Source organism: Klebsiella sp. P1CD1, from assembly GCF_003790505.1.
GTDB lineage: Bacteria > Pseudomonadota > Gammaproteobacteria > Enterobacterales > Enterobacteriaceae > Klebsiella > Klebsiella variicola.
The window spans coordinates 5,044,796-5,056,981 of record NZ_CP033631.1 but is presented as its reverse complement, the minus strand read 5'-3'; the positions used below and the strand labels follow the sequence as shown (position 1 = coordinate 5,056,981).

The 12,186-nt window shown below is 60.7% G+C and carries 12 protein-coding genes; 2 read left to right on the top strand and 10 right to left on the bottom strand.

The window, feature by feature from the left end; translation table 11 throughout:
* Positions 1 to 39: 39 nt before the first annotated feature.
* Entirely contained in the window at positions 40 to 1,479 is a 1,440-nt protein-coding gene (locus DTA24_RS25000) for an MFS transporter (protein ID WP_164481374.1), read from the bottom strand.
* Positions 1,480 to 1,906: 427 nt separating this feature from the next.
* Between DTA24_RS25000 and xylA the strand changes: the two genes are divergently transcribed.
* Positions 1,907 to 3,226, top strand: coding sequence for a xylose isomerase (xylA, locus tag DTA24_RS24995; protein WP_023296978.1), 1,320 nt, complete (start codon positions 1,907 to 1,909; stop codon positions 3,224 to 3,226).
* Positions 3,227 to 3,494: 268 nt separating this feature from the next.
* The gene (locus tag DTA24_RS24990) at positions 3,495 to 4,877 is read left to right on the top strand and encodes a carbohydrate porin (RefSeq protein WP_012543013.1); all 1,383 of its coding nucleotides are present in this window, start codon (positions 3,495 to 3,497) and stop codon (positions 4,875 to 4,877) included.
* Between the two features lie 239 nt (positions 4,878 to 5,116).
* Here DTA24_RS24990 and DTA24_RS24985 read toward each other — a convergent pair whose 3' ends face one another.
* Genes DTA24_RS24985 through DTA24_RS24945 form a run of 9 tightly spaced genes read right to left on the bottom strand, consistent with a single transcriptional unit; the run spans position 5,117 to position 11,971 of the window.
* A complete protein-coding gene (locus DTA24_RS24985; RefSeq protein WP_110196637.1) occupies positions 5,117 to 6,076 on the bottom strand; it encodes a YbgA family protein in 960 nt (319 codons plus the stop codon).
* On the bottom strand, positions 6,073 to 6,624 hold the full coding sequence (locus tag DTA24_RS24980; RefSeq protein ID WP_080783384.1) for a DUF3833 domain-containing protein: 552 nt from the start codon (positions 6,622 to 6,624) through the stop codon (positions 6,073 to 6,075). The genes DTA24_RS24985 and DTA24_RS24980 overlap by 4 nt, the downstream gene beginning before the upstream one ends.
* A complete protein-coding gene (locus DTA24_RS24975) occupies positions 6,621 to 7,145 on the bottom strand; it encodes a hypothetical protein (protein ID WP_012543011.1) in 525 nt (174 codons plus the stop codon). The genes DTA24_RS24980 and DTA24_RS24975 overlap by 4 nt, the downstream gene beginning before the upstream one ends.
* Complete coding sequence (locus DTA24_RS24970; RefSeq protein ID WP_064143110.1) at positions 7,142 to 7,627, bottom strand: DUF2878 domain-containing protein; 486 nt, start codon at positions 7,625 to 7,627, stop codon at positions 7,142 to 7,144. Before DTA24_RS24970 ends, DTA24_RS24975 begins: the two co-directional genes overlap by 4 nt.
* Positions 7,624 to 8,844: an SAM-dependent methyltransferase gene (locus tag DTA24_RS24965; protein ID WP_016160201.1), complete on the bottom strand. Its 1,221-nt coding sequence runs from the start codon at positions 8,842 to 8,844 to the stop codon at positions 7,624 to 7,626. Before DTA24_RS24965 ends, DTA24_RS24970 begins: the two co-directional genes overlap by 4 nt.
* Positions 8,841 to 9,563 carry a DUF1365 domain-containing protein gene (locus DTA24_RS24960; protein ID WP_110196636.1) on the bottom strand — a complete coding sequence of 241 codons (723 nt, stop codon included), beginning with the start codon at positions 9,561 to 9,563 and terminating at the stop codon, positions 8,841 to 8,843. Before DTA24_RS24960 ends, DTA24_RS24965 begins: the two co-directional genes overlap by 4 nt.
* Position 9,564: 1 nt before the next feature.
* Positions 9,565 to 10,824: an NAD(P)/FAD-dependent oxidoreductase gene (locus DTA24_RS24955; RefSeq protein ID WP_032740360.1), complete on the bottom strand. Its 1,260-nt coding sequence runs from the start codon at positions 10,822 to 10,824 to the stop codon at positions 9,565 to 9,567.
* A complete protein-coding gene (locus tag DTA24_RS24950; protein ID WP_032736750.1) occupies positions 10,821 to 11,540 on the bottom strand; it encodes an SDR family NAD(P)-dependent oxidoreductase in 720 nt (239 codons plus the stop codon). Before DTA24_RS24950 ends, DTA24_RS24955 begins: the two co-directional genes overlap by 4 nt.
* Positions 11,537 to 11,971 (bottom strand): nuclear transport factor 2 family protein, encoded by a 435-nt coding sequence (locus DTA24_RS24945; protein ID WP_023323565.1) that lies wholly within the window; start codon positions 11,969 to 11,971, stop codon positions 11,537 to 11,539. The genes DTA24_RS24950 and DTA24_RS24945 overlap by 4 nt, the downstream gene beginning before the upstream one ends.
* Positions 11,972 to 12,186 lie beyond the last annotated feature (215 nt).

Here is a 12,186-nt window from a genome sequence, read left to right as displayed (position 1 = left end):
TGGAAAGTGACGAATCGGTCTGATTTATAATTTTTTTAACTACACGCGGATCTCATCCAGCTGACGGTTAATGTCGGTCACATGTTTATCGGAGATCGGATAAACCTGGATAATCACCATCGAAATAGCGGCCAGCGCAATCGGGATCCACACCGCGGTCATAATGATCCCGTCGATGGCGCTGGCGCTCTGCACGGCGCCGCTTTCATTAAATCCATACACCGCCAGCAGCCACAGCGGGATAGCGCCGCCGATGGTGAAGCCGATCTTGAAGAAGAGTCCCATAATGGCATTGATAATGGCGGCATTGCGTTTGCCAGATTTTAATTCGCCGTACGCGATGACTTCCGGTACCAGCGCCCACATAAAGCCGGTGGCGGAAGTTAAGCCCCACTGTTTAATAAAGGTGGCGATGTAGGCCAGCCACAGGGCGTCGTGCATCCCTTCGCGTGACCAGACGTAGGTCAGCAGTTCGCCGACGATGAACATGGCGAGGAACAGATGGAAGAAGCCTTTTTTACCAAAGATTTTTTTCAGTTTCGGCCAGAACACCGGGAAGGCGATGCCTGGAATAGACGCGACGAGACCCACGGCGCCCATCCATTCGGAGTGGCCGACGACGAATTGGTTGAAGAAGCCGTTAACGGTGTTCATGAAGAACATGAAGGTAAAGGCCAGCATAAAGAACATGCCGAGAATAACCAGCGGGCGGTTATGTCTGAGTTCGTGGAAAAGGTCAGTGGTTTTGACGTTGGCGGTCTGCTCGGCGGTCGCGACAACGCGTTCTTTGGTGAATTTATAACAGATAAACAGGGCCACCGCGCCGATGATCATATAGATGGCGTACACACCAAACCAGGCGTAGTTCGCCGACGGATCGGTATAGTTGCCCAGATTCAGCTTAAGGCCGAAAAAGCCGGTGTCCTTCAGGCTGCGATCTTTCGGCGCCGCCATCTGCACAAACATCGGGAACAGGGTATAGACCAGCAGGTTGGCGCTGTTGGCCAGCATCATGCGGGTACTGGTCAGTTTATCGATCGATTCCGGGTCGCGGGTCAGCGACGCATTCAGCGAGCCATAGGGAATATTGACTAAGGAATAAACTAAGTCCAGCGCCAGATAAATAATAAAGGCGAAAGCCACCGAACCTTTAACGCCAGGGATCGGCGCGAACAGTAATGCCGACAGGATCACCAGCGGCACGCCGGCTCGTAACAGCCACGGACGATATTTCCCCGCCTTCGAGGTTCGTTTATCCACGTAGGTTCCGACCATCGGATCCCAAAACACATTAATGATGCGGACAAAAAGAAAAATAAAGCCTGCCGTTGCCGTGCTGATGGTATTTACCGTCAGCATATGCAAAGCCAGAAAACCCCCAATTGTGCCGAAAACCAGGTTTTGCGCAAAGTCGCCCATGCCATAACCAATTCGTTCTCCGCGGGTTAATTTATGATATTCATCATGCCGACTGTGCATTATGTTTTTACTCATTCTAAGCAGACTCCGGTTTGTTTTGTGTAGGTGAAACACTTTCTGACACAGTTGACCTGGAAGAATCTATTACGTTTTTAAATTACGTAATTATGTTTTTTTACTTCTGTGATCCTCGAAGCAAAGGCCTGTGTCGCCTGCATTGAACCGCTATCCGCCGCTAATTTTTTTGGCAGGCAGGCATTGTGACAAAACCGGCATTTTAATTTGGTATGGATACCTGAATTCCCCAGAAAGTGTACTCTATACGCGCGCGAAGCGAGATATTTAAAATAGTTTTATTTGCGAGATGGCTCACATTTGAGCATTTTCTCAATCGCTGAGTGAAATAACGTAATTGAGCAACCGACGATGAGAATACACGATGTGTCACAGTTGTTAATTTTCCTGTTTCTCAATTTCGGAGTTCATCATGCAAACCTATTTCGACCAGGTTGATCGCGTTCGCTTTGCCGGACCCAAAACCGATAATCCGCTGGCATTTCGCCACTATAATCCGGATGAAATCGTGCTGGGAAAACGCATGGCAGACCATCTGCGTTTTGCCGCCTGTTATTGGCATAACTTCTGCTGGAATGGCGCGGATATGTTTGGCGCTGGCTCGTTTGAGCGTCCCTGGCAGGCCGCGGGCGATGCGCTGGAAATGGCCAAACGCAAAGCGGACGTGGCGTTTGAATTTTTCTACAAGCTCAATGTGCCGTATTACTGCTTCCACGATGTCGACGTCTCGCCAGAAGGTGCGTCGCTGAAAGAATATCTGCACAATTTCGCCGTGATGACCGAAGTGCTGGCGGAGAAACAGCAGCAAACCGGCGTGAAATTGCTGTGGGGCACCGCCAACTGCTTTACCCACCCGCGCTACGGCGCCGGAGCGGCGACCAACCCCGATCCGGAGGTGTTTGCCTGGGCGGCCACGCAGGTAGTGACCGCCATGAACGCCACCCACCAGCTCGGCGGCGAAAACTATGTGCTGTGGGGCGGCCGCGAAGGTTACGAGTCCCTGCTCAATACCGACCTGCGCCAGGAGCGTGAGCAGATTGGCCGCTTCCTGCAGATGGTGGTGGAGCACAAGCATAAGATTGGCTTTGGCGGCACGCTGCTTATCGAGCCGAAACCGCAGGAGCCCACCAAGCATCAGTACGATTACGATGTCGCGACGGTGTATGGTTTCCTGAAGCAGTTTGGTCTGGAAAATGAGATCAAGGTGAACATTGAAGCCAACCACGCCACTCTGGCGGGGCACTCTTTCCACCATGAAATCGCCAGCGCCATCGCGCTGGGGATCTTTGGCTCTGTTGATGCCAACCGCGGCGATGCGCAGCTCGGCTGGGATACGGACCAGTTCCCGAACAGCGTGGAAGAAAATACCCTGGTGATGTACGAGATCCTCAAAGCCGGGGGATTCACCACCGGCGGCCTGAACTTTGACGCCAAAGTTCGTCGGCAGAGCACCGACAAATACGACATGTTCTATGGCCATATTGGCGCCATGGACGTGATGGCGCTGTCCCTTAAGCTGGCCGCGCGCATGATTGAGGATGGCAAGCTCGATCAGGGTCTGGCAAAACGCTATGCCGGCTGGCAGGGCGAGCTGGGGCAGAAAATTATGACCGGGCAGATGTCGCTGGATAATATTGCCCGATACGCTGAGCAGCATAATCTGAATCCGCAGCCTCAGAGCGGGCGTCAGGAATTACTCGAAAATCTCGTCAATACCTATATCTTTGGTTAATTTTTGCTGACATGCCCCTGCGGGGCATGTATTACGCCGTCTGCCTGCCGCCGAAAAATAGCGTTTATTGGTTCGTGCTATGTTTTTTGTCAGTGGCGAAAGACCACCTTTTTAATACCAGCGAAGGGGGGAAAGTAGCGATAATTGTGTAATGCCTCTGTGACCGTACAAAATAAAAAATAACTTGTTCTGATGATAGCGACATATTCTGTCAGCTCAGAATAGGCTGGTTATTGTCTGAATAAAATTAACCTATATTGAGAAACTCATGACAATGATAAAAAAGCTTCCATTAACCATGGCGGTTATCGCCGCGTTTTTTCCGCTTACCTCTGTAATGGCGCAAGAATTTACTCAGGAACAGATCGACGCCATCGTCGCGAAAGCCGTCGATAAAGCGCTGGCCGACCGCCAGGCGAAAATCGACGCCGCGGCCAACAAAAAGGTCGATGTGATCACCAACCCGCAGACCACCGCCGCCTCGCCGGATATGGCCATTCCGTTCGGCCTCAAGTTCAGCGGCTATGCCCGCTATGGCGCCCACTTCCAGACCGGCGACCAGAAATATGTCGGCGTCGACGGCTCCTATAACGGCGCCTCGGCGATCGGCCGTCTCGGCAACGAAAGCAACGGCGGCGAATTCCAGATCAGCAAGGCCTTCAAAAGCGCGCAGGGGGCTATCTGGGATCTCAACGTCATGTTCGACCACTGGAGCGACGAAGTTAACCTGAAGAAGGCCTACGTCGGCGTCACCAACGTGCTGGAATCCAACCCCAACGCCTATATCTGGGCCGGCCGCGACTTCCACCAGCGCCCGCAACAGGGGATCAACGATTACTTCTGGATGAACCACGACGGCCAGGGCGCCGGGGTGAAGAACTTTGATATCGGCGGCGTGCAGTTCGACGTGGCGACGGTCTCGCAGGTGAAATCCTGTAGCCCGGAAGTGATGGCCGATGAAACCAACCCGTCGCGTATCACCTGTACCGGCAGCTCCGATACCGGCGACAACGGCCACTACGCGCTGACCACCAAAACCCACAACATCAAGGCCGGGCCGATCGACGTCGAGGTGTACGCCAACTACGGCTTTGACTCGAAGGCGGTGGACAGCGACGCGCGCCTCGAAGCCTGGCAGGGCGGCCTGGTGCTGAGCCACACCAACGACAGCGGGGTGAACAAGGTGATCCTGCGCTACTCCGACAACTCGGATAACAGCGTCTACAACAAAACCGACGACCTGACCACGGTCTACGCCAGCTTCGAGGGCAGCCATAAGTTCACCCAGCAGGCGCAGATCGAATACCTGCTGGCCTTCCACGACTACGACAACGGCAAGGACAACACCGACAACCGTAAAAACTACGGCGCCATCGTCCGGCCGATGTACTTCTGGAACGACGTGCACTCCACCTGGCTGGAAGCAGGCTACCAGCGCGTGGATTACGACCAGGGCGGGGATAACCACGGCTGGAAGCTGACGCTGTCGCAGAACATCGCCATCGGCATGGGGCCGGAGTTCCGCCCGATGCTGCGCTTCTATGTGACCGGTGGCCAGGTGGACAACGAGCATACCGCGAAGGTTAACGGCACCCAGGACCAGCAGCTGGATTCGCTGAACGTCGGCGGGATGTTTGAGGCGTGGTTCTGATGCGATAACGTTGTCGAAGGCGCGTTCCCGGCTGGCGCTACGCTTAGCCGGGCTACGACTGAGGAGGCCTGCGGGATACCACCCGTAGGCCCGGCAAGCGCAGCGCCGCCGGGCGGTCAGGCGCCGTGCCTGCGGTAGTGCCGGATGGCGGCATAAATGCCTTATCCGGCCTACAGAAAACCTCCTTCCCCCGTAGGCCCGGCAAGCGTAGCGCCGCCGGGCAGCTGGCCCTGGTTCCCTCAGTTCACCGTCAGGCGCAGGGCCAGATCCTGCGGGTAGGGGTCAAAATAGTTCTGCGCCTGGAGGTAGCGATCCGGATACTCGGCCAGATAGTGCTTAAGCAGCGTCAGCGGGGCGAGGATCGGCAGCAGCCCGGCGCGATAGTTGAGGATCACCTCCCGCAGCTCGCCGCGCTGGCGGCTGTTCAGCTGGTCGCGGAAATAACCCTGAATATGCATCAGCACGTTGGTGTGGTTTTTCCGCGAGGCGGGCTGCTTGAGGATCGCCATCAGCTTTTCGCGATAGACCTCGAAGAACGCCTCCAGATCCTCCCATTCATGCAGCGAGGCGACGAACGGGCCGATCTCCCGGTAGCCCGCCTGGTGGTGAGCCAGCAGCTGCAGCTTGTAGCGGCTGTGAAAGGCCAGCAGGCCGTGACGGGTCAGGCCGCGGGCGCGCAGGGCGTTGAGTTCATGCAGGGCGAAAACGCGCTCGACAAAATTCTCCCGCAGCAACGGATCGTGCAGCCGGCCATCCTCTTCCACCGGCAGCCACGGGTAGCGCGCCATTAGGGCGCAGGTAAACAGCCCCACGCCTTCCTTACGCCCGCGGTTGCCTTTTTCATCGTACAGCCGCACGCGCTCCATCCCGCAGCTCGGCGATTTGGCGCAGACGATAAAGCCCGACAGTTCGCCCAGGGTTGCCAGGTGGGCTCTGGCGAAATCAGCCATCTTCTCCGTCACATCCTCGTGTGGGGCGTGGCTGAAGCGCATGCGGATCTCCCCGACCGGGGTCTGCACCAGGCGGAGCGCCGGGCGGGGAACGGGCAGGCCGATCGCCATCTCCGGGCAGACGGGTTTAAACGCCACCCACTGCGCGAGCTCATCCATCACAAAGCCCATACGCTTATGCCCGCCGTCGAATCGCACGGCTGAGCCGGTTAAACATCCGCTGATCCCAATGACAGGTTGCGTGTTCATGGCGCTGTCCTCTCTTCTGCTGTGGTTCGGGTAAAGAAAAGGGTCACGGTGGCGACCGTAATGCCGAATTTCTTCATCTCGGTTTTGTTAAACAAATGGCTGCCGTCCTGCAGGAACATCCAGTCGTCAAAGTGCAGCAGCCACCGGCTGCCGCTGGCCTCGACGTTCATGCTGTAGCGCCAGTGAAAGGCATTGCCCGCCGCCTGGCCGATGGCCACGCCTTCGATGTCCCCGGCGGTGCCCTGATAACGGTTATCGCCGGTGCGGCGAATGCGCCACACCCGCTGCTGCTTCTCGCCATCGTCATAGACAAAGCGCTCATGGAGCGTCAGGGTGTCGCCGACGACGTCGCCATCGATCGCCACATGGAAGCGGCGCAGCTGCTTGCCGTTGCGATCCTGCACCATCCCCCACGCCTCGGTTCGCCCCTGAAAATAGTGAAAGATGTCGAGGGCGGGCTGCTGCTGCCGGTACTCCGTGACCTCGGTGCTGCAGCCGGCGAGGATCAGCATCAGCAGCGCCAGGCCAAGGGTCAGAATGCGTTTCATGGTGTACCTCCGATCAACTGCTGACGCAGTTCGGGATAAGTGGTGCGCGGATCGAGCCAGATGGCGAGAAAGCGGGTGCTGAACGCCGCCGACTGGCGCGGGCCGAGCGGGGTAAAGGCGGTCTGCGCGGCGCTGGCGCGGTACCAGAACTGCCCCTCGCCGCCGCTGACCACGAACGCCAGCTGGCTGCCCGGCGCGACGTCCGGCCAGATCCCCTGCAGCATGCGCAGCCAGGCTTCGCTGCGCGGCTCCTGCTGCAGAATGCCCTGCGCCTGCCACTGGTCGCGGGTGGCGTCCACCAGCGCGTCGCGATCGATGTCGCGCCGGTAGGTGATGATCAGCGCCCGATCCTGCTGCGGGCCGTCATACCGGCCATTGGGCGTGCGCAGCTGCGAGTGATAGACGGTGAACGGCCCCCAGGTGAGGGTCGCCTCGCCGACGCGACGCCACGTCAGCCAGTCGGCGGCGTGGGCCGCCGGGGCGAGGGTGGTCAGCCACAGCAGTAACAGGGCGAATCTCATTTTCGCCTCCCCATCCCCAGATGGAATAACAGCATGAGCACCAGCCAGCCGCAGGCCATGGCGGCCACGGCAAGCGCCATCGGCACCAGCAGGGTCATGGCGCCGAGGCGAGCGCCGATCAGGTAGGCCACCGGGCCGCCGAGGGTCGCCACCGTGGCCAGCACCCAGCCGGGAAGCGTCGTGGCGCGGGTCAGTCGGGTCCAGACGACGGCGAACATCAGCCACAGGGCCACCATCCACAGGGGCAGCAGGCAGTCGCCGCGAAAATCGATCAGCCCCGCCAGCGCCCAGCAGGCGTCCAGGCCGCAGCCCGCCGCGGCCAACAGCAGGGCGGGCGGACGGCTGGCCGCCGGCAGCCGCAGCCAGGCGAAGAGGGCCAGCGTCAGCCAGATCAGCAGACCGCGCTCGCGCAACATCACCACCAGCGTCCAGTAAACATCGAACGCGAGGGCCATCAGCAGATGCTGCGCCGGGCGTGTCATACCCGCTCCGCGGTGAGCTGCACCACGCTGATGGTGCGGGCGTTAAATCCGGCTTCGCAGTAGCCGAAGTAGTAGAGCCACATCCGGCGGAAACGCTCATCAAAGCCGAGCTTTTCAATATCCTGCCAGGCGTGGGTAAAACGCTGCCGCCAGTGGGCCAGGGTGCGGGCGTAATCCGGGCCCATGTCGAACAGGTTGCGCACCACAAAATCGGTATGGCGGGTCATCAGCTCGCTCATTGCCGTGATGCTGGGCAAAAAGCCGCCGGGGAAGATGTAGCGCTGGATAAAATCGACGCTTTTGCTGTAGTCGCGATAGCGCTGATCCTGGATGGTGATCGCCTGCAGGGCCATTCTGCCGCCCGGGCGCAGGCGCGCCTGGCAGGTGCGGAAGAAGGCCGGGAGGTAGCGCTGGCCCACCGCCTCAATCATCTCCACCGACACCAGTTTGTCGTACTCGCCGCGCAGATCGCGGTAGTCGCAGAGCAGCACCTCGACGCGATCCTGCAGCCCGGCGCGGGCCATGCGCTCGGTAGCCCAGCGGTGCTGCTCCCGGGAAAGGGTGGTGGTGGTGACCCGGCAGCCGTAATGGCGGGCGGCGTACTCGGCCAGCGCCCCCCAGCCGGTGCCAATCTCCAGCAGATGATCGCCGGGAGTGAGCGCCAGCTGGTCGCACAGGCGCGCCATCTTGGCCCGCTGGGCCTGGGTCAGATCCTGCTGGTCATCGGTAAACAACGCGCTGGAGTAGAGCAGGTCGTCATCCAGAAAGTGGGCATAAAATTCGTTGCCGAGGTCGTAATGGGCGGCGATGTTCTCCCGCGCCTGGGCGCGGGTGTTGCGGCGGGTCCAGTGGTGCAGGCGGGCGACGGGCTTGCCCAGCAGACGAAAGCCGCGCTCCAGACGCCCCAGCACCTCGCCGTTGCGCGCGAGGATCTGCAGCAGCGCCGTCAGCTGGTGACTCTCCCAGTCGCCGTCCATCCAGGCCTCGGCCGCCGCCAGGCTGCCGCCGGTCAGCAGACGCCAGTACACCTCCGGCGTGCAGACCCGCGCCTCGGCGCGCAGCGCGGCGGCGGGGTCGCCAAAATGAAAAGTCTGCGCCCCTTCGCGCACGGTGAGCGAGCCTTCGCGGAGGCCGCTCAACAGACGAAAGAGCAGCCAGCGCGCGAGCCGCACGTTGCGCGGCACATCGGGTTCAAGCGCAAAGACGGGATCGGTCATGAGCGTTCACTCCTGCTGACAGGATGGTTGTACAGCGGCACGCGCTTCAGCCACAGCCGCAGCGCCTGCCAGTAGATGGCGAGGACGGTTTTCAGGGGCATCAGCGGCAGACGCAGCAGCAGCCCGCGCAGGTTGGCGCGGGTCAATGGCACGCGGCTCAGGGCCAGCGTGGCGTCGAACACCTTACTGGCCTGATGGTTTTCAATATGCATATGCAGCGTTTTGCCGGGCGCGTTGAAGCGCCAGTGATAGACCATGTCCATCGGGTTAAACGGCGAAACGTGAAAGGCTTTCTCCAGCGGGCGCGCCTGCTGGCCGTCCACCGCGTAGTAATGACGCTCATTCCACGGCGTGTTACGCACTTCGGCCAGCACCCAGCGCAGGGTGTCGGCCTCGTCATAGCAGTAGTAAAAGTTGACCGGATTAAAATGGAAGCCGAAGTAGCGCAGCTGGGTCAGGAGCATCACGCGTCCCGCCGGGCGGCAGCCGGTCAGGCTCTCCAGCCGGTTCAGCACCTGGGCCTTCAGCGGCGCGCCCAGCGGATAATCGGCGTCGTACCAGGCAGCGGCGGCCAGGCGGTTGCGGCGGATGCCCGCCTCAGGCAGCCTGTCCAGTTCGTCGAGGTCGAGCCAGGCCATAAACAGGCGGTAGACGAAGTGGTGCGCCTTCGGCTGCAGGCGACGGTGGCGCAGGACGCCCTGATAGAGGCAGCTGTTCATCTCAGTTGCCCTCCGCCGCGGCGATGCCCTGCACCACGTCGAGCGCGCTGCGCACCCCGTCCTCATGAAAGCCGTTGTACCAGTAGGCCCCGCAGTACCAGCTCCGCTGCTGGCCGTTAATCTCTTCGCGCCGAAGCTGGGCCGACCAGCTTTGCGGGTTAAACAGCGGATGCTCATAGACGAAGCGCTGCCAGACGTAGCGGTCATCCACCGGCGCGTCCGGGTTCAGGGTGACGCAGAACAGCGGCGCGTCCGCGGGCAGCCCCTGGAGAATATTCATGTTGTAGGTGACGCAGGCCCGGGCCCGATCCCCGTCGCTCAGGCGATAGTTCCAGCTGGCCCAGGCGCGCTGGCGCTCCGGCAGCCAGCGCGGATCGCTGTGCAGCACCACCTCGTTGCGCTGCCAGCCGATATCCCCGAGGACTTCGCGTTCGGAATCGGTGGGCGCCGCCAGCATCGCCAGGGCCTGCGCGGAGTGGCAGGCGAAGATCACCTGGTCAAAATGCGCCTCCCCGGACGCCAGCCGCAGGGTGACCCCCGTCGGGTGACGGTCCACCTGCTGTATCGGCGCGTTGAGCCGCAGATTCAGACGATCGCCGAGCCTGGCGAGCAGGGCGCGAACGTACTCCCGGGAACCGCCGGGCACCACGTACCACTGCGGGCGATCGCGAATATCCAGCAGGCCGTGGTGTTCAAAGAAGCGTAAAAACAGCGGCAGCGGGAAGCGACGCATCTCCTGCAGCGACGACGACCAGATGGCCGCCCCCATCGGCAGAATATAGTGGCGGGCGAAGAAGGGGCTGAAGCGGTGGCGGGCGAGGAAGCTCTCCAGCGTCGCCCCCGGATCCAGCGCCTCGGTCAGCGCCAGTTTCGCCAGCCGGTTAAAGCGGACGATCTCGCTCAGCAGCCCCCAGAAGGCCGGCTTCAGCAGATTGCGCCGCTGGGCGAAAAGCGAGGTCAGGCTGTGACCGTTGTACTCCAGGCCGCTGGTCGGGTTGTGAACCGAGAAGCTCATCTGCGTTTTTTGCCCGTCGATCCCCAGCTCGCTGAGCAGGCCCATAAAGCGCGGATAGGTGCGATCGTTGTAGACGATAAATCCGGTATCGATGGCCCAGGTGCCCTGCGGCGTGGCGACATCCACGGTGGCGGTGTGGCCGCCCGGCGTGGCGCCCGCTTCGAACAGCGTCACCTGATGGTGTCCGGCCAGCCGCCAGGCGCAGGTCAGCCCGGCGATGCCGCTGCCGATGATGGCGATGTTCATGAGCGCACCATCCTGCGCAACAGCAGGCGCTGGATACCCGATGGCAGGCTGGCCAGCAGCCGCAGGGCCAGGCTGAAACCGGTGGGGAAGGCAATGTGGTTTTGGCCCTTCGCCAGGCCATGGCGGATCGCCGTCACCGCCCGATCCACGCTCACCCGGCCGGGCATGGCGAAGTCGTTTTTGCGCGTCAGCGGGGTGTCGACGAAGCCCGGAGAGACCACCGTGACGGCGACCCCTTTCGGCTCCCAGTCCAGACGCAGGCTGTTGGCAAACCAGGTCAGCGCCGCCTTGGAGGCGCCATAGGCTTCCGCGCGCGGGAAGGGTAGCCAGTGCGCCATCGAGCTGACCAGCACCACCCGATCGCCTGCCTCCAGCTGCGTCTGCAGCGCCGCCAGGCAGTTCACCGGCCCGAGGAAGTTGGTGGCCATCACTCGCTCCACGAGGGCGGCATCCACCTGCCCGTGGTCGAGGTATTCGCAGGTCCCGGCGCAGAGAATGATCAGGTCGGCAAAACAGCCCGTCAGCGCCTGGCGACAGGCGTCCCTGTCTGTCATATCGAACAGGCGCCCGCTGATGTTGGGGCTGAACTGCTGGAGCGCCGACAGGCGCGAAGCATCTCGCCCGCAGGCGATAACCAGATGGCCATCCGCCGCGAAGGATTTCGCCAGACCGGCGCCGATCCCGGAGCTGGCGCCGGTGATGAGTACCGTCATCATGAGCGCACCCTCCGCTTCACGCCGCGCACCGCCCAGCCCAGTAGAGGAAGATGCTCGTAGATCATCTCCCCGGCGTCGTAGTAGTCGCGCTGGTGAAGGATCTGCTCCCCGGCGATGTCCACCATGGAGCAACCCGGCAGGGCCAGGGTTTCTCCACCGGCAATGCGCGGATGCGACCAGTGCATGGTCCAGGTCACGGCGAACCGTTGGCCGTCGCAAAGCGGCGTGTCGATGGTGAACCGGCACTGCTCCACGTTGGCCAGCAGATGGGTAAAGTAGCGCTGGATGGCGAACAGCCCCTGATGCTGACCAAAAGGATCGCTCAGCGTCGCGTCCGGATGGTACAGCGCGGCCAGCGCCGCGGGCGGCTGCGCATCCAGCCCGGCGTAGTACTCAACGAAACGACGAATCACAGACGGCGAGGTGCTCATGGATCACATCCTGGCTAGATAGGGTGGCGTTATGGCATACTTAAAACTTACACAAATAAAATTATTTGTCCAAGTTTGTAGAAAAATATATTTTATTTGTGTTAAAAATCATGTTGTTATGATTGGTGTTTTAAGGGGTGAAAATCGCGTGTGTTGCAAAAGGCAAGCGTGCGCCCGCCGCGCCACCGGGCGCTGGCGGAACAGAGAGTGGGGTA

Excerpts from the sequence above, each read along its gene's own strand:
- DTA24_RS25000 (WP_164481374.1), bottom strand. The coding sequence starts at position 1,479 with ATGCACAGTCGGCATGATGAATATCATAAATTAACCCGCGGAGAACGA.
- xylA (WP_023296978.1), top strand. The coding sequence starts at position 1,907 with ATGCAAACCTATTTCGACCAGGTTGATCGCGTTCGCTTTGCCGGACCC.
- DTA24_RS24990 (WP_012543013.1), top strand. The coding sequence starts at position 3,495 with ATGACAATGATAAAAAAGCTTCCATTAACCATGGCGGTTATCGCCGCG.
- DTA24_RS24985 (WP_110196637.1), bottom strand. The coding sequence starts at position 6,076 with ATGAACACGCAACCTGTCATTGGGATCAGCGGATGTTTAACCGGCTCA.
- DTA24_RS24980 (WP_080783384.1), bottom strand. The coding sequence starts at position 6,624 with ATGAAACGCATTCTGACCCTTGGCCTGGCGCTGCTGATGCTGATCCTC.
- DTA24_RS24975 (WP_012543011.1), bottom strand. The coding sequence starts at position 7,145 with ATGAGATTCGCCCTGTTACTGCTGTGGCTGACCACCCTCGCCCCGGCG.
- DTA24_RS24970 (WP_064143110.1), bottom strand. The coding sequence starts at position 7,627 with ATGACACGCCCGGCGCAGCATCTGCTGATGGCCCTCGCGTTCGATGTT.
- DTA24_RS24965 (WP_016160201.1), bottom strand. The coding sequence starts at position 8,844 with ATGACCGATCCCGTCTTTGCGCTTGAACCCGATGTGCCGCGCAACGTG.
- DTA24_RS24960 (WP_110196636.1), bottom strand. The coding sequence starts at position 9,563 with ATGAACAGCTGCCTCTATCAGGGCGTCCTGCGCCACCGTCGCCTGCAG.
- DTA24_RS24955 (WP_032740360.1), bottom strand. The coding sequence starts at position 10,824 with ATGAACATCGCCATCATCGGCAGCGGCATCGCCGGGCTGACCTGCGCC.
- DTA24_RS24950 (WP_032736750.1), bottom strand. The coding sequence starts at position 11,540 with ATGATGACGGTACTCATCACCGGCGCCAGCTCCGGGATCGGCGCCGGT.
- DTA24_RS24945 (WP_023323565.1), bottom strand. The coding sequence starts at position 11,971 with ATGAGCACCTCGCCGTCTGTGATTCGTCGTTTCGTTGAGTACTACGCC.